This is a genomic window from Luteimonas sp. MJ250, assembly GCF_039548455.1.
Lineage (GTDB): Bacteria > Pseudomonadota > Gammaproteobacteria > Xanthomonadales > Xanthomonadaceae > Luteimonas.
On record NZ_JBCLVB010000012.1, the window covers coordinates 220,594 to 239,219 of the forward strand.

The 18,626-nt window shown below is 65.5% G+C and carries 17 protein-coding genes; 7 read left to right on the plus strand and 10 right to left on the minus strand.

What is annotated here, in order from left to right; translation table 11 throughout:
* Positions 1-16: 16 nt before the first annotated feature.
* The 4 genes from WCE37_RS10720 to WCE37_RS10735 are packed head-to-tail and all read right to left on the minus strand — an operon-like array spanning position 17 to position 5,937.
* Positions 17-3,322: an efflux RND transporter permease subunit gene (locus WCE37_RS10720; protein ID WP_343279350.1), complete on the minus strand. Its 3,306-nt coding sequence runs from the start codon at positions 3,320-3,322 to the stop codon at positions 17-19.
* 1 nt (position 3,323) lies between these two features.
* Complete coding sequence (locus WCE37_RS10725; protein ID WP_343279351.1) at positions 3,324-4,418, minus strand: efflux RND transporter periplasmic adaptor subunit; 1,095 nt, start codon at positions 4,416-4,418, stop codon at positions 3,324-3,326.
* 10 nt (positions 4,419-4,428) lie between these two features.
* Positions 4,429-4,632 (minus strand): DUF2892 domain-containing protein, encoded by a 204-nt coding sequence (locus WCE37_RS10730; protein WP_343279352.1) that lies wholly within the window; start codon positions 4,630-4,632, stop codon positions 4,429-4,431.
* Positions 4,633-4,668: 36 nt separating this feature from the next.
* The gene (locus WCE37_RS10735) at positions 4,669-5,937 is read right to left on the minus strand and encodes an FAD/NAD(P)-binding oxidoreductase (RefSeq protein ID WP_343279353.1); all 1,269 of its coding nucleotides are present in this window, start codon (positions 5,935-5,937) and stop codon (positions 4,669-4,671) included.
* Positions 5,938-6,140: 203 nt separating this feature from the next.
* On the opposite strand from WCE37_RS10735, the gene WCE37_RS10740 reads away from it, so the two are divergent.
* Positions 6,141-6,431 carry a metalloregulator ArsR/SmtB family transcription factor gene (locus tag WCE37_RS10740; RefSeq protein WP_343279438.1) on the plus strand — a complete coding sequence of 97 codons (291 nt, stop codon included), beginning with the start codon at positions 6,141-6,143 and terminating at the stop codon, positions 6,429-6,431.
* 44 nt (positions 6,432-6,475) lie between these two features.
* Here WCE37_RS10740 and WCE37_RS10745 read toward each other — a convergent pair whose 3' ends face one another.
* The 5 genes from WCE37_RS10745 to WCE37_RS10765 all read right to left on the minus strand — a co-directional run bounded on the left by WCE37_RS10745 (position 6,476) and on the right by WCE37_RS10765 (position 11,407).
* Positions 6,476-7,384, minus strand: a complete 909-nt coding sequence (locus WCE37_RS10745; RefSeq protein WP_343279354.1) for an FAD:protein FMN transferase — start codon at positions 7,382-7,384, stop codon at positions 6,476-6,478.
* Positions 7,385-7,439: 55 nt separating this feature from the next.
* The gene (locus WCE37_RS10750) at positions 7,440-9,665 is read right to left on the minus strand and encodes a PepSY domain-containing protein (protein WP_343279355.1); all 2,226 of its coding nucleotides are present in this window, start codon (positions 9,663-9,665) and stop codon (positions 7,440-7,442) included.
* A gap of 31 nt (positions 9,666-9,696) precedes the next feature.
* Positions 9,697-10,167 (minus strand): DUF2271 domain-containing protein, encoded by a 471-nt coding sequence (locus tag WCE37_RS10755; RefSeq protein ID WP_343279356.1) that lies wholly within the window; start codon positions 10,165-10,167, stop codon positions 9,697-9,699.
* 54 nt (positions 10,168-10,221) lie between these two features.
* Entirely contained in the window at positions 10,222-10,545 is a 324-nt protein-coding gene (locus WCE37_RS10760) for a PepSY domain-containing protein (RefSeq protein WP_343279357.1), read from the minus strand.
* Between the two features lie 664 nt (positions 10,546-11,209).
* Positions 11,210-11,407: a DUF4113 domain-containing protein gene (locus tag WCE37_RS10765; protein ID WP_343279439.1), complete on the minus strand. Its 198-nt coding sequence runs from the start codon at positions 11,405-11,407 to the stop codon at positions 11,210-11,212.
* A gap of 397 nt (positions 11,408-11,804) precedes the next feature.
* On the opposite strand from WCE37_RS10765, the gene WCE37_RS10770 reads away from it, so the two are divergent.
* The 4 genes from WCE37_RS10770 (at position 11,805) to WCE37_RS10785 (ending at position 15,577) form a co-directional block, all read left to right on the plus strand.
* The gene (locus WCE37_RS10770; protein WP_343279358.1) at positions 11,805-12,218 is read left to right on the plus strand and encodes a hypothetical protein; all 414 of its coding nucleotides are present in this window, start codon (positions 11,805-11,807) and stop codon (positions 12,216-12,218) included.
* A gap of 73 nt (positions 12,219-12,291) precedes the next feature.
* Positions 12,292-13,935, plus strand: a complete 1,644-nt coding sequence (locus WCE37_RS10775; RefSeq protein WP_343279359.1) for a S8/S53 family peptidase — start codon at positions 12,292-12,294, stop codon at positions 13,933-13,935.
* A gap of 14 nt (positions 13,936-13,949) precedes the next feature.
* Entirely contained in the window at positions 13,950-15,287 is a 1,338-nt protein-coding gene (locus WCE37_RS10780; RefSeq protein ID WP_343279360.1) for a S8 family serine peptidase, read from the plus strand.
* 17 nt (positions 15,288-15,304) lie between these two features.
* Positions 15,305-15,577 carry a hypothetical protein gene (locus WCE37_RS10785; protein WP_343279361.1) on the plus strand — a complete coding sequence of 91 codons (273 nt, stop codon included), beginning with the start codon at positions 15,305-15,307 and terminating at the stop codon, positions 15,575-15,577.
* Between the two features lie 622 nt (positions 15,578-16,199).
* Here WCE37_RS10785 and WCE37_RS10790 read toward each other — a convergent pair.
* Complete coding sequence (locus WCE37_RS10790; protein ID WP_343279362.1) at positions 16,200-16,451, minus strand: hypothetical protein; 252 nt, start codon at positions 16,449-16,451, stop codon at positions 16,200-16,202.
* Positions 16,452-17,073: 622 nt separating this feature from the next.
* On the opposite strand from WCE37_RS10790, the gene WCE37_RS10795 reads away from it, so the two are divergent.
* On the plus strand, positions 17,074-17,373 hold the full coding sequence (locus tag WCE37_RS10795) for a hypothetical protein (protein ID WP_343279363.1): 300 nt from the start codon (positions 17,074-17,076) through the stop codon (positions 17,371-17,373).
* The gene (locus WCE37_RS10800) at positions 17,361-18,554 is read left to right on the plus strand and encodes a hypothetical protein (RefSeq protein WP_343279364.1); all 1,194 of its coding nucleotides are present in this window, start codon (positions 17,361-17,363) and stop codon (positions 18,552-18,554) included. The genes WCE37_RS10795 and WCE37_RS10800 overlap by 13 nt, the downstream gene beginning before the upstream one ends.
* The last annotated feature ends 72 nt before the right edge of the window (positions 18,555-18,626 follow it).

Sequence of the window (18,626 nt, forward strand, 5' to 3'; positions counted from 1 at the left end):
ATCGGGCTGTCAATGCTCATGGCGTGGAAACCTCAGGTTGCGGCGGCTTGCGCGTGATCAGTGCGTAGTACAGCAGCGGGATGACCAGCAGCGTCAGCACGGTCGACACCAGGATGCCGAACAGCAGTGATATCCCGAGGCCGTTGAAGATCGGATCGTCGATGATGAACCCCGCGCCGGCCATCGCCGCCAGCGCGGTCAGCGCGATCGGCTGCGCGCGCACCGCGCAGGCGTCGATCACCGCCTGCGCTGGCGTGCGGCCCTGTGCCAGCAGGTGGTTGATGAAGTCCACCAGCAGGATCGAGTTGCGCACGATGATCCCGGCCAGCGCGATCATGCCGATCATGCTGGTGGCGGTGAACTGCATGCCCATCAGCGCGTGCCCGGGCATCACTCCGATCACGGTCAGCGGGATCGGCGCCATGATCACCAGCGGCACCAGGTAGTTGCCGAAGTAGGCCACCACCAGCAGGTAGATCAGCACCAGGCCGGCGGCGTAGGCGATGCCCATGTCGCGGAAGGTCTCGTAGGTGATCTGCCACTCGCCGTCCCATTTGATCGAAAAGCCGGCGGTGTCTTCCGGCTGGCCAATGAAGGTCTGCTGCAGGCGCTGGCCGTCGATGGCGTTGTCGGCCACCTGGCCGACCAGGTCGAACATGCCGTACAGCGGGCTGTCGATGCGGCCGCTCTCGTCGCCCATCACGTACACCACCGGCAGCAGGTCCTTGTGGTGGATGGCGCCGTCCCAGGCGTCCGCGCGCGCCTCGACCAGCTCCGACAGCGGCACCAGCTGGCCGTCGCCGCCGCGCACGCGCAGCGACAGCACGCCGTCGAGCGTGGCCTGGTCGGCGGTGGGCAGGCGCAGGCGGATGGGGCGCGGGTATCGGGAGCTGCCGTCGATGATGTACGTGGCGTCATGGCCCGACAGCCCCGCGGCGATGGTGTCGGCGATCGCCGACTGCGACACGCCCAGGCGCGCGGCGCGCTCGCGGTCGATCACCAGCACCTCGCGCGCGGCATTGGCCTCGACGCTGGTGTCGACGTCCACGATGCCCTCGGTGGCGAGGAAGCGCTGCTCCAGCGCCAGGCCGATCCGGCGCTGGCGTGCGTAGTCGGGCCCGTAGACCTCGGCCACGATCGGCGACAGCACCGGCGGCCCCGGCGGCACCTCTACCACCTTCACCGAAGCACCGTGACGGCGACCGACCTCGGCCAGCTGCGGGCGCAGGGCGACGGCGATGTCGTGGCTCTTGCGATCGCGCTCGCGGTGGTCGACCAGGTTGACCTGCAGGTCGCCGACGTTGGCGTCGGCGCGCAGGTCGTACTGGCGCACCAGGCCGTTGAAGTTGATCGGCGCGGCGGTACCGGCGTAGCCCTGGTAGTGCAGCACCTCGGGCACCCGGTCGATGACCGCGGCCAGCTCGGTGAGCAGCGCACCGGTGTCCTCGAGCGTGCGGCCCTCGGGCAGGTCGACCACCACCTGCAGCTCCGACTTGTTGTCGAAGGGCAGCATCTTCATTACCACCAGCTTGAAGCCGGCCAGGCTCACGGCCAGCAGCACCAGCCCGGCCATGGAGGCGAACAGCAGGTGGCGGCGGCGCGCGCCGCGGGCGGGGTCGAGGAACGGCGTCATCAGCCAGTCGAAGAAGCGGTGCAGGCGGGCGGCAATGGACCCGTGCGCATGGCCGGATCGCGCGTCGGGGGCGGGCGCGTCTGCCGCGCCGTGGTGCGCGATGGGTCCGCCAGGCCCGGCAGCGTCGCTTTCGCCGTGCCGCTTCAGCAGCTTCAGCGACAGCCACGGCGTCACCACCAGCGCGATCGCCAGCGACAGCAGCATGCCGACCGAGGCGTTGATCGGGATCGGGCGCATGTACGGACCCATCAGCCCGCTGACGAAGGCCATCGGCAGCAGCGCCGCGATCACGGTGAAGGTGGCCAAGATGGTCGGGCCGCCGACCTCGTCGACCGCCGGCGGGATCGCCTCGCGCAGGCTCTTCCCGCCTAGCGCCATGTGCCGGTGGATGTTCTCGACCACCACGATCGCGTCGTCGACCAGGATGCCGATCGAGAAGATCAGCGCGAACAGCGACACCCGGTTGAGGGTGAAGCCCATCGCCCAGGACGCGAACAGGGTCAGCGACAGGGTCAGCACCACGGCGGTGCCGATCACCAGCGCCTCGCGGCGGCCGAGCGCGAACAGCACCAGCAGCACCACCGCCGAGGTGGCGAAGAACAGCTTCTTGATCAGCGTCTTCGCCTTGTCGCTCGCGGTCAGGCCGTAGTCGCGGCTGACCTCGACATGTACGCCCTCGGGGATCACCTGGCCGCGCAGCGCATCGATGCGCTCGAGCACGGTGGTGGTGATATCGGCGGCGTTGCTGCCCGGCTTCTTGGCGATCGCCAGCGTCACCGCGGGCGCGACGCCGGAGTCCGGGCCCGCGCGGCCGGCCGGCGCGCCGTGCCAGACGTAGCTTGACGGGGTGTCGGTGGCGTCGCTGATCCGGGCCACGTCGCCCAGCCGCACCGGCTGGCCGCCATCCACGCCCAGCACCAGCCCGGCCACGTCCTCGTGCCCGGCGAGGAAGGTACCCGAGGTCACCTGCACCACGCCTTCGGCACCGACGCGCTCGCCGGCCTGGCGCGCGAGGTTGGCGGCCTGCAGCGCGCCGGCGAGGTCCTCGACCGCCAGGCCGTGGCTGGCCAGGCGTGTGGCGTCGAGTTCGACCATCAGCGCGCGCTCGGGCGCGCCGATGGTGAATACGTCGCGGGTGCCGGGAATGCGCTTGAGTTCGGTTTCCAGCGTGTGTGCGATCTGCGCCAGCTCGAGCGGGCCGCGGTCCGGATCGTCGGTCCACAGCGTCAGCGCCATCACCGGCACGTCGTCGATGCCCTTGGGCTTGATGATCGGCTGGCCGACGCCCAGGCCACGGGGCATCCAGTCCTGGTTGGAGAACACCTTGTCGTACAGGCGCACCAGCGCCGGCTGGCGCTTCACGCCGACCTCGAACTCCACGGTCAGCACCGCCATCCCCGGGCGACTGACCGAATAGGTGTGCTTGACCTCCTCGATCTCCGCGAGCGTCTGCTCCAGCGGGTAGGCCACCATCTGCTCCACCTGGCGCGCGTCGGCGCCGGGGAAGGGCACGATCACGTTGGCCATGGTCACGTCGATCTGCGGCTCTTCCTCCTGCGGCGTGATCATCACCGCGACCACGCCCAGCAGCAGGCCGAGCAGGGCCAGGATCGGCGTCAGCGGATTGGCCTGGAAGGTGCGCGCGAGGCGGCCGGAAATGCCCAGCCGCGGGGTGTCGGGCGTCGCCATCTCAGTCGCCCCCGCGCGCGGCGACCAGCGCCTGGCGCGCCGCGACCGGGTCGGTGGCGATGGTCTCGCCGGCGCGCAGGCCGGCGATCACGTCGGCCTGGCCGGCGGAGGTTTCGCCCAGGCGCAGCTGGCGCAGCGACAGCCGGCCGTCGGCCAGCACGTAGGCGGCGGCGACCTCGCCGCGCGTGGCCACCGCCGAGGTCGGAATGCGCGGGAACGCGGCACCTGCCACCGCCGGGAACGCCACCTTGGCGGTGCTGCCCGGCGCCGGCACCGGGTCGAGCGCCGGCAGGTCGATGCGGATGCGCACCGCGTGGGTCGCGGCGTCGCCGGCGGGGAACACGGTCACGCCGGCGGCATCCGCGCTGCGTCCGTCGTGGAAGCGCACGCGTGCGACCGGGTGGGCGCGGATCGACTCGGCCGCCGACTGCGGCACGCTGACCTCGATCCGCAACGCATCCGGCGCGAACACGCTGATCAACGGCTGGCCGACGCCGACGCTTTCGCCCTGCTCGACGTCGCGGGAGGCGACGATCCCGGCATAGGGCGCGCGGATGGTGGTGTAGGCGGCCTGCTGGCCGACATTGGACAGCTGCGCGCGCGCGGCGTCGCGTGCGGCGCGCGCCGAATTGCGCACCGCGTGCGCCTGCTCCAGCTGCGCACGCGACACGTACTGCCCTTGCGACAGCGACAGGTAGCGCTGGTAGTTGGCGTCGGCCTCCCGGGCCACGGCCTCGGCGGCGTGCAACGCGGCGCGCGCGGCATCGACGCCGGCCTGCTGCTCCACGGCGGTCAGGCGAAGCAGCAACTCGCCCTCGGCCACGTGCTCGCCGACGTCGCGCCGCACCTCCGCGACGCGGCCGCTGGTCTGCGCGGCCAGCGTGGCGTGGCGCACCGCTTCCACCACGCCGTCCCAGTCGCGACCCCCGGCGGCCTCGCCGGCGGGAACGACCAGCGTGTCCAGGCCTTCGATCGAGTCCGGCGCAGGGGCAGCATCGCCCGCGCCGCCGCATGCCGCGAGCACGCCCGCCAGCAGCGCAATGCCGCCAATGCGGGCCAGGGTGCGCGGGAACAACGCTGGGGTGCCGTCTTGCACGTCGTGCCCCTTACTTGAACGCGCAGCCGCTGCGCACGCCGAACCGGGCGAACAGCCGGGCCGCCGGGCAGAAGCCGGTGAAGCTGGACTGCAGCAGGTTCAGGCCGACGAAGGCGGTCAGCAGGTGGAACCAGGGCGAAACGAAATATCCCAGCGCGAGGCTGGCGAGGATCATCACGCCGGCGAAGGCGAAGATGGCGCGGTCGAGGTTCATGTGGGTCTCCTTACGGGTTGTACAGGGGAGGGGAGCTCAGCGGGTGCGCATGATGCCCAGCAGCTTGAGCACGTATTTTTCGTAGATCGGCTCGGTATGGCCGGATTTCATCTTCATCAGGAAGTACTTCTCGAATGCGATCTTGGCCACGTGGACCCATTTGCCAGCCCTTGCCCACGTGACGTTGCGCGGCGGGATCTGCGGCAGAGCCACGAACGCGACGCCGGTGTCGCCCATGTCCGCCAGGCAGATCGCGTTCCAGGTCGCCTCCGCAGTGCCTCGGGTGCCTTCGATGTCGGCCAGGATGTTGCGCGCCACCGCGGTCACCATCGACTCGATCATGAAACCGGTCTTGGGCGCGCCGGTCGGCACGGGCGTGACCTCCACCGGCGGGATCGCCACGCACACACCCAGTGCGTAGACGTTGGGATACGCCGCATTGCGCTGCTGTCGGTCGATCAGAATGAAACCGCGCGGGTTGCCCAGGCCCTCCACGCCGCGCACCGCGTCCACGCCGGTGAAGGCGGGCAGGACCATCGAATACCGGAACGGCAGCGTGTGGGTCTTTTTTGGCTGGCCGTCCTCGTCCATTTCGGCCACGTCCATCTCGCCGTCGCGCACGCCTGTGATGCTGGCGTTTGTGATCCAGCGGATGTGGCGCTGGCGCAGTTCGGATTCCATCAGGCCCTTGGAATCGCCGACGCCGCCCAGCCCCATGTGGCCGATGTACGGTTCCGGGGTCACGTAGGTCATCGGCACGCGGTCGCGCAGCTTGCGTTTGCGCAGGTCGCGGTCGAGGATCATCGCGAACTCGTAGGCCGGGCCGAAGCAGCTGGCGCCAGCCGCCGCACCCACCACGACCGGTCCCGGGTCGTCGAGGAAGGCCTGGTAGGCGGCGTACGCGGCACTGGCGTGCGGCGTGGTGCAGACAGAGTGGGTGTGTCCCGCAGGGCCGAGGCCCGGAACCTCATCGAAGGCCAGCCGCGGACCCGTGGCAATTACCAGGTAGTCGTAGGCCAGGTGGCGGCCGTCGCGGAGCAGGACACGGTTCGCCGCGGGATCCACGCGCTCGGCGCCGACGCCTTCGAAGCCGATGTTCCGCTTCGCCAGGCAGGTGGCGGCCTGCAGCTGGATGTCGTCGGAGGACCGCCAGCCCACGGCGACCCAAGGGTTGGAAGGTGTGAACGAGAACAGATCTCCCTCGCCGATCACGAGGATCTCCGCTGCGGGGCCTAGTGTGTCGCGGAGTTCGTAGGCGGCGCTCATGCCGCCCAGTCCCGCGCCCAGTACGACGATGCGTGGCATGGCTCACCTCCTCTCCGGTCGAACGGATGCTCCTTGACTCGTCGGAAAATTAGCAAACTCTTATATGCGTGTCAACTAATCAAGAGTGTGAGAATATACGCCGTCCCCCATGCAGGCGCATCCGTACGAGTCGGCGCCAAAAGGAGCCCCACCCTGTGAGCAGCGCCCCCACCGATCCCTCCTTCATCTTCGATGCTGCGGCCATGCGCGGACACGCCGGCGATGCCGCGCGGCTGCTGAAGGTCTTGGCCAATGAGACCCGTCTGCAGGTGCTTTGCCTGCTCGCCGGGGGCGAGCGGACGGTCGGGGAGATCAATGCGATGGTCGACCTGAGCCAGTCAGCGCTCTCCCAACATCTGGCGGTGTTGCGGGAAGAGGGCTTGGTGCGGACCCGGCGCGAGGCGCAATCGATCCATTACGCCCTTCAACCGGGGCCAGCCTTCGACATCATCCAGACCTTGCACGGGATCTACTGCGCCCCCGCTGGGCGCTGATGGCCAGAGGGTCCGTCGCCTGCCGCCCTGCCACCGGGACACACCTAAGGCTGGCGTTGGCCGTCCACGATGGATACTTCCCGGAAACCATCGCCATCGCGCAATACGAACAAGACATCCATTCCCCGCTTTTGCGCCAGCTCGACGCCAGTGACATCTCCCAGCACCAGCAAGGCCGTCGCCCAGGCATCGGCAAGCATGCAGTCATTCATCACCACCGTGACCGCCGCGAGCCGGTTGCGCGCAGGCTGACGGCCGCTTGGGCTCATGGTGTGGGAATGTTGCATGCCATCGACTTCCACCCAGTGTCGGTAGTCACCCGAGGTGGCGATTGCGGCATCTTCCAGTTCCATCACGCCCATGACTTCGCGCACGTGGCGCAGCGGTTTTTCGATGGCAACGGCCCACGCCTGGCCATCCGGCTTGTGGCCCTTTGCGCGCATTTCCCCGTCGATGCCAACCAGGTAACGGGTGATTCCAAAACCGTCCAGACAACGCGCCAGCGCATCCACGCCATAGCCTTTGGCAATGCCCGACAGATCCAGCGCAATGGCTGCTCTCTTGCGGACCCGCTTTCCAACGTGATCGATCTCGAGTACTTCGAAGGCTGGCTTGTGCACATGCCTTTTCAGCGCGCTTGTCTGCTTCTCATCCGGGGTTGGTCCGGCAGGGCCAAAGCCCCACGCATTGACCAGGTCCCCGACCCCGATATCAAACGCGCCTCCGGACTCGACACCTGTCCGCAAAGCGGTGTCGAGTACCGTCATGAGTTCCGCCGGCACTTCAACCCATTGCTGCGCGGGCGTGGCGTTGAGACGGCTCAGGTCCGAATCGGATTTCCAGGTGGACATCTGCCGGTCCACCTTGTCTGCTGCGGCAAGCAGCGCGGCGCCTATGGCCGATTCATCGATTCCGTCGGGGGCGAAAAATATGGCGCTGTAGCGGGTGCCCATCGTTTCGCCGCTGAGGGTGTGGCGCTGAAGGGGCAGGGCAGGCGATCCCGGTGGTTCAGAAGACATCTTCACGATACCGACCCTGCGCCCTGAGTGTCTGTACGTCGAGCTTGAGCGGGGCAAGGATTTCATCCAGTGCCTGGCTGATGCTTTTTGCCATGCCGCGACTGCCACAGACCAGCACCTGGCCGCCGCTCTCGATCAACTGGCGCAGCTGCGTCGCGTCGCCCAGCACTTTGTCCTGGACATACGCGCCGTCCTTGACCCGGGAAAACGCCGCGTGCAGTCCGGTCAGCCGGCCATCGGCCAGGTACGCGCCGAGTTCCGGTTCATAGAGAAAATCGGACGCCGGATCGCGCCCTCCCCAGTACAGGTACATCGGGTGCTTGGCGGTGTTGTTGCGGATGAATCCGGCCAATGGCCCGATTCCGGTGCCCGAGCCGATGAGGATGACGGCCGCCTTGCTGGACGTGGGGCGGAAGTCGGGATGCAGCTGGATGAAGGCATCGATGCGATCGCCCGGCTTCAAGCCATGCAGATACTCGGAGCACAGGCCTTCGGGCAGCTTGCGCACGCAGATCTCGAGAAATCCGTCAGCCGACTTGCTGGCCAGCGAATAGAACCGCGGGATCGGACTGCCGGGCGGCAGGATCCCGGCCAGGTCGCCGACTTCGAACTTGGGCAGGCCCTTGCCTCCGACCGCGCGCATCAACCTGCCTGCGATGCTGTCACGAGGCACCGAGGTGAAGCGCAGGATGCTGGTGGGCGCGTTCACCGCTTCGCCGTAGTCAACGCGCTCCATCAACTCGAAGGCCTGCGTTCGCGGACGCTTCGGCGTATGCACCAGATCCAGTTCGTGGCCGATCAACTGGCCGACAGCGTTGCCCCAACGTGTGAACGACTGCGCCGACTGCCGGTCGATCGTGTCCAGCGGCATCGACCGGCGCCACCCCTGGGCGGCCAGCGCGGCGTCCGCGTCATGGGCGAACTTGCAGAACTGCGGGAACTGCCGGTCACCAAACCCCAGGACGGCAAAGCCGGTCGCCGGGTTGACCTTGAGCGAGGACAGGCGCGCCAGGAACTGCTGCGCGGAACTGGGCGCGTCGCCGTCACCATAGGTTGCGGTGAGAATGAACAGATGTCTTGCCTGGCGGTACTCCCTGGCCACCTGGCTCATCGGCCCGGTATGCACGCGCAGCCCAAGCTGTGTCAGCGCTTCATGCAGGGCATTGGCAAAGCCCCAGGTGCTGTTGTTCTCGCTGCCAACCAGGATGATGGCGTCGGCGGCCTGTGCCCCGCTGTTGCCGGCGATTCGAGGCATCGACCGACGCCGCTGCCACCATGTCAGGATCCCGGTGACGCTCATCAGGGGCACGCTCAGTGCACATATGCCCAGCAACACGCCGAGCCACCACAGGCCCTCGCCGGTGTGCAGTTGATAGACCAACTCATAGGCGCGGCGCATGCCGCCATGTGTCTGGTAGGACAGAAGGGCGCCACTCACCTGGTCGACGTACCCATCGCCCTGCGCGGTTGACAGCGAATATACGGCTGCAGGGTCGTCCGGATAGGGGTAGACCAGTTCGCGGAAGTCATTCAGGTCGACGGCCTGCAACGCTGGCAGCGCCGTGACCGGGGCCGCGGCACCGGTTGCCACGTTGGCGGGAAAGTCCGGATCGACCTGCCCGCCATCGGACAGGAACTCGAAGGTGACCGCGGACATGTAGATGCCCGTCAGTGCGGACAGCAGCAGCCCGCACATCACGATCCGGCCCACCTGCGCGTGCCAGCGCTGGACCGGGGTGCCTCGCAATGGACCGGTGACCTGCCGCCAGCCACCGACCCTTTTCACCAGCAACACGGCACCGGAGAACGCCAGCACCAGCATGATCACGGCCAGGATGCCCGCCGCTGCACGGCCGGGCGTATCCAGGAGGAAGGACCGATGGAGGTTCTTCAGCCAGCGCGAGAATGCCGAGGGCGAATAGGGGACAGTGCCCTGCCCGGTAAGCGGGTCGATACGATCGATTCCGACCTCGCCGTCACGGCTGTAATAGACGATGACCGAGCCCGAAGGGGTGCGCCGTATCTGCTCGGCTTCGGGGTAATGGGCGGCTACCCGGCCAGCCAGCGTCGCAACGCTGACCTGGCCGGCCGCGGGGGCTGTTGCACCGAGTCTTTCCAGTGCCGGATCGAGTGACAGGATGGCGCCGCTGATCGCCAGCACCACGATCAATACGGCGGAAAGCACGCCAAGCAGCGAATGCAGCTGACGTATCATCGAAGCGGAATGCCTGCCCGTCGGTCCGAAATCACAGGTCGTATGTGAAGGACTTGATGTAGCCGCGACCCGCCACCGGCTTGCCTGCGCCCTGGGTGGTCAGCGGCGCACGCACGTCGGCGGGATTGTCACGCTGGTCTTCGACGGCACTGTCCACGCGGATTTCATACCCTGCATCGATCAGCGTATCGGCCAGTTCCACCGTCACTTTCAGCGTGCTTCCGCTGCCAACGCTGGCGCCGCTTACTCCGTCGAATTCGGCAGCCTTCAAGCCGCTGCCGCGAGCCCAGTCACGCAGACTCTTGTAGTACTTGGCCTTCTTGCCTGAAACCCAGAGCGTCTTCTTGTATTGCCCCTTGGCGTCGGTCACATAGAACGCCAGGTACGCGCCGTCACCACCGTAACTTTTCATTTGGGTGGTCAAGGTCACTGGACGCGCATCGACCATGGCTGGCATTGCAAGAACGCCGGCCAGAAGAAGTGAAGCCGCTGCCTTGTTCATGATGGATCTCCGGATTGATTCCATGATTGCCTGGCCTGCGCCTGGTTTGGACCGTTATTCGCGTTTTCCGCCGCGATCGAGATAGTCGGACGCTTCACCGCCTTCGCTGAACTTGATCTCCAGTTCCCGGATACGCAACGAGTCAGGCTGGTACTTGGCCTTGAACCTGTTTCCGAGTCGGTCCGTGCCTCGGACCTCGTAGCAGCCGTCATCCACCTTGATGCGCTGCACCCTCCAGCCCCGTTGCTCGATCTGCTGCCGCAAAGCCTCACGCGACTGCCACTCTCCCGCGGGCGCAACACAATCGTTGTCGGCCCATGCGGCGCCGCTGACCAGGAGGCCGATCACCAGGCTTGCAGCGAGGACTCGAGGGTGCATGACTCAGCTCCATTTCATCTGTGTGTATCCAATTCCATTCCCGGACGGCGGGTGGCGCATGGAGGTTGCGTGATTCCGCCTTTATTCAATGAGCGTCGATGATGCCGCGGCGGTGAATCGCAAAGCCAATCAGCGCGCTGTTGCGCATCTGCTGTTGTCCAACGGAAGTGTTCGCATAACCAGACCTCAATGCAGCCGATGAACAGTAGGACCTAGGCGTGGCGGCGGACTGCGGGTCTGACTCGGAAGCAAGGCTGGCTTGTCCGTCCGTTGCGTAGAAGCGCTCGCCCGGGTGCGCAGTGTTGGCGGCAATACGTCGCGAGGCGCTTTGTTTGCTGGCTTGCTGCAACCGCTGATCTACGTCTTCGCTGCTAACTGGCCATTTACCTTACGCCCTCCAGGGGGGTTGTCAACGAGCCCTGACTGCTGTTGAAACACCTCTCTATTCCATCGACCCTCCCGACTCAGGCATGCGCGTCCTGAAACTTCACATGGTGGTCCCGACGTCCTGGAGAGAGAGCCTGCTCACCGTACTGAGCTTGGATGTCTTTGTGTTGGCCCCACACCGCTTGCAACCATCAGTAACGGTGAACTGGGCATGCGAGGGAAGTGCCACTGCCGTTGAGGGGATTAGGGGGCATTATCGTGGCTAGACCGGGGAGACCTAATTTGAGCCTCCGACGCCATAGCCGGTGGACACTCCGACTAGCGCACCTTGAGCAAACGGGTCCCACCGGGTGGTGTAGGACGGCGACAGATGCTCCTGACGCAAGCGCGATTGGGCCGGACGGGCACGGTGGGCGGAAGCGAAGCCCATCGTTCCCCGGCCGAACTTCGCGCTGGCTTTGTCGAGCACGGCCATGAGCTTGGCAGAGCGGGGATCCACGCTGGCAACCAGGTCTGCTTGGTGCGTGTCTTCGTGGGTCAGATCCAAACTGAGGGCTTGACCCGGCCCGCATCTAGGCGTTCTCAACCCCCACTAATACTGATCTTCTGGGCCGCTAGCGGACATCGGCAGTGCAGAGGATTATGGAGCGTTATCGGGGGGCAGACTGCTTCTTTCCTCTCCGGTTCGGTGTGGGGCGCCTGGATGTTGACGTGGACGTTGCTTCCCTCCGTCATGGCCAACGCGGGCGGTGGTGTCACCAGCCACCGATGCGGACCAAACGAATGGTTCTGCGGCTGTCCGGTCCGCACTGCTGCCGTCGTTGCATTTGTACAGCCAGTGCAAATCAAACGCCCGGATAGGAATGCCCACAATGCCAAGCGCGACACTGGTCCATGCTCGCGACCGAAACACCTGCATCTCGATGCTCCAAGCAGGGCGCGTTTACCGACTCCTCGCCAACGGCGAGTGGGTCGACTGGTTCATCAGGACGGACGCCAGGGGATTCCGATCCCCGATCTACCTCAAGCCATTCGAACGCCGCCGCCGGCTTCCCTCCGCGAACTGGTTCGCCCTCGTTGGGTTCATCGCGCTGGACCCATTGCCGGACCGTGCCGCGCTCAATCACGCTGGGCAAGGGCTACTTGACCTGAGCGCCCACGTGGACGGCCTGCAGCCCTGGACCTGCCCGGAGAGCGGAACCCTGCATGTGTTCGCGAATGATGTGGCGAACGCCTACTGGAACAACAAGGGCAGCATCTCGCTCTCGGTGACTGCGCTAACGTGAATCAACCTGGCGGACCGTATCGGCAGGTTCAGAGAACTGACAGAGCACTCAACTTCGGCCAAGGGGGCCGGTCATGGCGAGCAGAAAGGCAGCGTCCAAGTACCAAGTCACCGGGCTGATCATCAACGTGGGCTATTCGCCCAGCCTCAGGCAAATTTCGAGCATCGTCACCCAGCTGAGGAAAGATGTTCCGGAGTTCGCGGCCTTGGTGTCGAAGGACGTCCGGGCCAGCCTGTTGGGGAAGGGCGCCGATGACATCCTCGTGCCCATCAATCCCCGCAAGAGCAAGTCCATCGCGGAAGCTTGGGGTGCGGTGCACGCGTTGATGGCGCACGAGCTCGTCACCGACTGCGAGCCCGCGGTGCAGGTGCCGTCGGAGCAGGAGCCCCCCCTGCCCGCGACCCTCAAGAGCGGCGGGAGCAACCATGACGCGCCGGGTTCGGAGAAGCAGGAATGGAGCGTCGACCTGGTGCATGCCCGCTCCGCATGGAGCCAGTTCAGCGTTTCCGGAAAAGGCGTGAAGGTTGGGCATCCGGACACCGGATACACCAGGCACCCCGAGATACTCGATTCCCGCCTGCTGGTCGCGGAGGGCTACAACTTCGAGGAGGACTCCGCAGACCCGCTCGACCCGCTCAAGGGTTCGGGAACCGGGCACGGCGCGGCCACCGCGAGCGTCATCATGGCCAACTCGACGAACTCGCCGCGCGTCTTCGGAGTCGCGCCGGCGGTGAAGCTGGTGCCGTTGCGCGTTTCGGACTCGGTGGTGCATTTCAACTTCTCCAACGTCGCTCAGGCGCTCTATCGGGCGCGCGACCGGAAGTGCCACTTGGTATCGATGAGCCTGGGGGGACCTTGGGCGGGGAGGTCGCTGGGGCGCGCCGTTGACACCGTCATCGCGGATGGTCTGATCCTGTTGGCCGCCGCGGGCAACAAGTGGCCCTGGGTGGTGTACCCGGCTCTGTTCGACAACGTTGTCGCGGTGGCCGCCTGCGGACCTGGCTTCAAGCCGTGGCGCAGCTCGGCCGCCGGGCCTGCGGTGGACATCACCGCGCCTGGTGATTCGGTATGGAGAGCGATGACGAACAAAAAAGGCGCGGAAAAGTACCCGGTAAAGCGCAGCTCGGGAACTTCCTACGCGGTCGCCACCACGGCGGGCGTCTGCGCTTTGTGGCTCGAGCACCACGGCGTGGCGGAGCTGCAGGCCAGGTATGGTGGACGTCTGGCGGCGGTTTTCCTGTCGCTGCTTAAGGCCAGCGTTACCGAGGTTCCCGGCTGGGACGCCTCGGCTTACGGCCCGGGCGTGCTCAATGCCACGAAGCTGCTGGAGACGTCGCTGCCCGCGCTGGGTGCGGCGTCCAGAAAAACCGGCATGGCGACCCCGGCCAACGCGCAGGGAATTCAGGCTATCGATCGACTCCAGAAGTACTTCCCTGAGCTGACGTTGCAGCAACTTGCGAAGGCCACGACGGCCATCCTTGGCGACCGGGCGAAAGGGCGTGGCCAGGCGAAGGTGAAGAATCAGGCCCCGAGCCGCCCAACCCTCATGGACGAGGTTGAGTTTTACGTCGCCACCGATGCCGGTGTGCGTGCGGCCTTCCTTGCCGCCGGTGGAAAGGGCAAGACGCGGGCCGGCTTGAAGAGCGCGACCTCCCAACCCGCCAAGGCACTCGAAGCGCTTGCGTCTGAGCCGCTTCGGCAGCTGATCAAGGCTTGACGGGGAGATTTGTCATGACCGGATCAAAGCTACGCGAAGGTTCACCCTACAAGGCGGATCGCAAGCGCCTTGATTTCATCCCGGGCAAGGTCATCGTGCGTTTCAGGACCGACGCCATGGAAAGCATCAGCCTGGCGGCGCTCCCGAGCGAGAGCGTGCCCATCGAGATGCTCGATGGCGTGCCGGATGAAATCTCCCAGCCGATGAGGGCGCTCCGGGCGAACGCAGGCCTGACCCAGGCCCGGTCAGTGATGTTCGCCCATGACGTGCAGGGTAGCGCTGGCCCGGCGGTGTGGCGGCACCTGGGCAAGAGCGCGAATGCCGCAAGGCGCACCGAGGACCCGGCGCGTCGGATGTCCGGAATCACCGTGCTAGACGTGGATTCCGGCCAGCGCCAGGAGGCCATACGGACGCTCAAGAAGTCATCGGCCGTTCAATCGGTCGAGCTGATGCCGGCACGATGGCTGCTGGCCAGCTCGTTCGCAAAACTGCGGCCCTCCCTGGCGGCCATCGACTGGCATGTGGCGAAGATGCCGAGCACGCCCGGCAGGAAGATCGCGGTGCTGGACACCGGGATCGACAGCACCCATCCGAGCCTGGCGGACCGGATAGCGGCTTACGAGACGAACGGGTTCAGCCAGAAGGATCTGCTGGGGCACGGCACGCACGTGGCCGGCATCATTTCCGGCAAGTACCACCCAGCCAGTGGCTTCAGGGGCGTAGGCAACGCCAAGCTGCTCGTGTGGAAGATCTTTGACGACAAGCCCGAGCCGACCACCGGCGAGTTCTACGTGGATTTCGAAGCCTACCTCTCGTCATTGTCCCAGGTGTTAATGTCGGACGCGCGGGTGGTGAACCTGAGCATCGGCGGCACCCAGAAGTCGGCGCAGGAAGCCTTCGTGTTCAATCTGCTGCACGAACGCGGGATCGTCGTCGTTGCCGCCATGGGCAACGAGTACGAAAGCGGTAACCCGATCGAATACCCAGGTGCCTACCCGGGCGTTCTGGCGGTTGGCGCCGTGGACGGCGTAGGAAAGCGCGCCAAGTTCTCCAACACCGGCCGTCACATCGGCCTGGTTGCCCCTGGAGTTTGCATTCTGTCCACCGTCCCGATGAAGAAGTCGAAGTATTGCGAGGACGTCGAGTTCACCAGCTACGACGGCACCTCCATGGCCAGCCCCATCGTCGCGGCCGCCGCCAACCTACTGCTGGCGAAGAACCCGAAGCTGACCGCGGCCCAGGCGTTCAAGAAGCTGCAGTCCACCGCGGTCAAATTGCCGGCCCAGAAGGGAGCGGGGTATAGTCATGCATACGGCGCGGGCCTGCTTAACCTCAAGCGGCTGCTGCGCTAGATGCGAGGCAGCCAGCCATGAAGTTCCAGCTCAAGGTGCGTGATGGCGTCAGCGACGTCGACCTGCGGGAAATCCTGGCCGAGGCGTGCACGCCTCGGATCAAGCGCTTCCATCAGCTGGCACCGGACCATCCCGTCGAGGAGATGCGCAACCTCTACAGTTTCGAGGCCCCGGACTCCGTGGATGACAAGGCGCTGCTGCGGCGGTTGATGCGCGAGCAGGCCATCGAGTTCATCGAGCCCGAGGTTACCCGAAAGCTTGTCAGGCCGATCCGACGCGACAAGCTCTGAGCGGCGGTACGCTTATTTCACCGCCGAGCCGATAGTAACCAATGCCGGAGCCGGCGATGCCCGCGCTCCAGGTGGCCATTTCCTCCGCCATGCCTGGGCTCACGACCAGGCAGATGCCCAGCGCAATCGCGTTCAGGGCCGCCACCGGCTGAGCATGGCGTGCAGGCGCTTGCGGAACTGGAGCGGCGTCTCCGAACTGTGTCGCCAGACCACAAGACCATAGACTCCCAACGACACGGCCAGGAATATTTCGCCCACCACGATCAGCAATGTTGAAACGCTGCGGGGCGTCGGGTTCGTCCGCTGTCAGCGGAAAAGAGTCGTTCTGATCGCGGGTGGCTTCGGACTTCAGCTGCAGCTCCGCCAGTTGATCGCCGCATGTCGGACCCGTGTCCGATCGTCCTCGTCGGTGGTAGCGCCCACCCGCTTGGGGGCCTCGCCAAGGTGGAGGTGAACTGCCGGAACGCGGCAGACGTGGGCTGCTCGCGCGGGTCGGCCCTGAGCGCCTGAGTGGCCTTTTCCAGGTCCTGCCTGGCTTGCGTGAGCGCGATCTGGACCGGTTCGCTTTCGGTCTGCGCGAGTGCCTCCTCGATGGACAGCCTTGCTGAGGACAGTTCCGCGATCATGGCCGTTGCCTGTGACCGGCTGCCGTAATCCTGCCAGGCAACATTGCCACGAACATCGCCGTGACCACGGCGAGTGCCGCCAGGACCGGAAGCCAAGGAAACGGCCGCTGCACGCCTTTCTCCTCCAATCCCACAACGTCCGTGCTGCCGTACGTGGCCTCGATCTGCTCGCGGGACTGCGGCACAGGGTGCAGCCGGGGCAACACCATTCCCCCGATCACCAGGGCCAGGACAAACACCCAGTTCATGTCACGTCTCCTGAAATTTCCGGGCCTGCAGGATCCGCGCCTGTCGCTAGTAGCGCACACCGAACGACAGCTTCCACCCCTCGAACTCGGTGAGCGTCTCCTCGTCCATCACGTCTTCGTAGGACAGCCGGAATGTGAAGTGGTCATTCTTCTCGGGTGAAAAATTGAGTCCGACGGTCTGGCCAGATCGAGTTGAGGAACGGGCGGGTTGGATGAGCGCTAGCTCAAGCTTGACGTGGGGCGCGGGACGCGGTGGTAAGGGCGGGTTATCGGGGGTAGTGAGCGATAGGTAGGCAACGGATTCGGCTGGGGCTGCCACGCGGTAGTCCCCGATTTCATCATCGGCCGGGCCAAGGATCCTTGGCGACGTGCCGAACGCGTTGCTCGCCGCGCTTCGCGACAACGCGCACGCTTAAGGAAATCAATTGGCGAACCACTGTGAGCCCTGCGTCGGGTTGAACTCAGCATTGCGGACGTGGCTGACGTGCTTCACTCGATGGATGGACAAGTCTGTTCGCAGCCAGGATTCGGACCTTAGCGTCCGCGCGCCTACCTGCAAACACACCTGCTGGCACGAAAATTGCATGCGACAAGATGTCGAAGGACGTCAACTGGGGAAAACATGGAGTTCGTCCTGGTAGCACCAGTACTGGGCACACTTGGCATTGTCGGCCTGGCTGGAGGCAATATCGTCCTGCACGCCTCACGCACCCACAAAGCCAAAGTGCGTCAGTTCCTGACGGCGTCCTTGTCGGTCGACGCCGGAATGCAGGCCAAGACCAAGGTGCTGGGCATTGACGGCGCTGTAACCATATACATGAGCACCTTTGACGTGCCTTACAAGGCGTCTCAACTGGTGAGACCGCAAGGTGGATACTCCCGGTTGTCAGCTGATCCTGGGGGGGATCCATGGCCGATCTGATATCGGGAGAAGGGCGCTCCGACCGATTTCCGGAGTCCGCGGCGCGAACGGCGCCGGATGAGTACGATCACGACCGGATCTCCATCCATGACCTGATGGAGCTGGGCATTTCAGCCGCAGCCGTCTGCCCCGGTGATGCCGGATCGCCCTTTGCCGGGGCTGCGCCGGAAACATCCGGGGACGGGCTGCTCCTGCCGTCAGGCTTGGATAGCGTATCCGCAGCTACCGGGTCGGCAGGTGACACCGTGGAGGATGCTGCGCCTCTGACTGCGGCTCCCAGCGTGCCCGCGTGCGCCGTCCAGAATGCCGGAGAGGTCGTCGTATCGACGGTCGCAGATGCCGGAACACCGGTGGCTGCGCACGAAATAGTAACCGGGTCGCTTCCAGATGCTGGTGACGTCTTCTCGTTGGAAGTCCTCGATTTCGACGAAGAGGACACCCAGCCCGCTCCAGATGATCCGTTGGACCAGCTCTGGTACATGGAAGTACCAGAAGCGGACGACGAGGAGGTCGCTCGAGAGGTTTCACGGACAGGCGTTTCATCCGACGAGCGGGCGATGCAGTTCGCGCTGGGATTCCTTCGGGATGAGGGTCTGTACTCTGAACTTCACCTCGATCTGCTGGCCGACATCATCCGGCAGCGCGGCTGGAGCAGCGTGCAGACCCAGGTCCGCGGACTCATTCGGGCCGGGTATGGCGTTGCCCAGATCCATCGCATGTTCCAGCTCACCGACGCCTGGTTGCATTGCGTCGAGAGCGACACGCTCGCGCCCGAGCGCTGGCACGGCGGCAAGCGCCTGACCTGGCTTGAGGCTGCGCAGCTGTTGGACTTCCTCGGTCACGATATTGAGTTCGATCTGATCGCGGACTTCCTGTCTTCGGAACAGGAAGTCTGGCATGGACTGCGCCGGGATTCGGGCCAGCTCGCCACGTTCAAGAACTATCTGTTCGAGTACCGCCTGTCGCCGCGGACCCAGGTGAGCGACGGGATCTGGCAGAGCAACCTGGATCCGGACGATACGCGATCCTTCGATGGAACAAGGAACCCGCTGTACTTGTCGTCCTGGTGGGATGAACCCCTCGACGGCGGCGCGCGCGATGTCAGACAGATGTTTGGTGCCATCTGCGATCCGGCCCGGATCGCGGACTGGCTGTCTCCGGACACGGAGGAGTTGTTTTGACGGAGGACACGCTGATTCCGACCAACGGCGCCTGGGTGCTGTCTTCCGGCTCATCTGATCCTCGGCTTCCTG

Excerpts from the sequence above, each read along its gene's own strand:
- WCE37_RS10745 (WP_343279354.1), bottom strand. The coding sequence starts at position 7,384 with ATGGGCACCCGCTACAGCGCCATATTTTTCGCCCCCGACGGAATCGAT.
- WCE37_RS10800 (WP_343279364.1), top strand. The coding sequence starts at position 17,361 with ATGGCCGATCTGATATCGGGAGAAGGGCGCTCCGACCGATTTCCGGAG.
- WCE37_RS10760 (WP_343279357.1), bottom strand. The coding sequence starts at position 10,545 with ATGCACCCTCGAGTCCTCGCTGCAAGCCTGGTGATCGGCCTCCTGGTC.
- WCE37_RS10795 (WP_343279363.1), top strand. The coding sequence starts at position 17,074 with ATGGAGTTCGTCCTGGTAGCACCAGTACTGGGCACACTTGGCATTGTC.
- WCE37_RS10765 (WP_343279439.1), bottom strand. The coding sequence starts at position 11,407 with ATGGCCGTGCTCGACAAAGCCAGCGCGAAGTTCGGCCGGGGAACGATG.
- WCE37_RS10790 (WP_343279362.1), bottom strand. The coding sequence starts at position 16,451 with ATGAACTGGGTGTTTGTCCTGGCCCTGGTGATCGGGGGAATGGTGTTG.
- WCE37_RS10730 (WP_343279352.1), bottom strand. The coding sequence starts at position 4,632 with ATGAACCTCGACCGCGCCATCTTCGCCTTCGCCGGCGTGATGATCCTC.
- WCE37_RS10785 (WP_343279361.1), top strand. The coding sequence starts at position 15,305 with ATGAAGTTCCAGCTCAAGGTGCGTGATGGCGTCAGCGACGTCGACCTG.
- WCE37_RS10750 (WP_343279355.1), bottom strand. The coding sequence starts at position 9,665 with ATGATACGTCAGCTGCATTCGCTGCTTGGCGTGCTTTCCGCCGTATTG.
- WCE37_RS10740 (WP_343279438.1), top strand. The coding sequence starts at position 6,141 with ATGCGCGGACACGCCGGCGATGCCGCGCGGCTGCTGAAGGTCTTGGCC.
- WCE37_RS10780 (WP_343279360.1), top strand. The coding sequence starts at position 13,950 with ATGACCGGATCAAAGCTACGCGAAGGTTCACCCTACAAGGCGGATCGC.
- WCE37_RS10755 (WP_343279356.1), bottom strand. The coding sequence starts at position 10,167 with ATGAACAAGGCAGCGGCTTCACTTCTTCTGGCCGGCGTTCTTGCAATG.
- WCE37_RS10770 (WP_343279358.1), top strand. The coding sequence starts at position 11,805 with ATGCCAAGCGCGACACTGGTCCATGCTCGCGACCGAAACACCTGCATC.
- WCE37_RS10720 (WP_343279350.1), bottom strand. The coding sequence starts at position 3,322 with ATGGCGACGCCCGACACCCCGCGGCTGGGCATTTCCGGCCGCCTCGCG.
- WCE37_RS10775 (WP_343279359.1), top strand. The coding sequence starts at position 12,292 with ATGGCGAGCAGAAAGGCAGCGTCCAAGTACCAAGTCACCGGGCTGATC.
- WCE37_RS10735 (WP_343279353.1), bottom strand. The coding sequence starts at position 5,937 with ATGCCACGCATCGTCGTACTGGGCGCGGGACTGGGCGGCATGAGCGCC.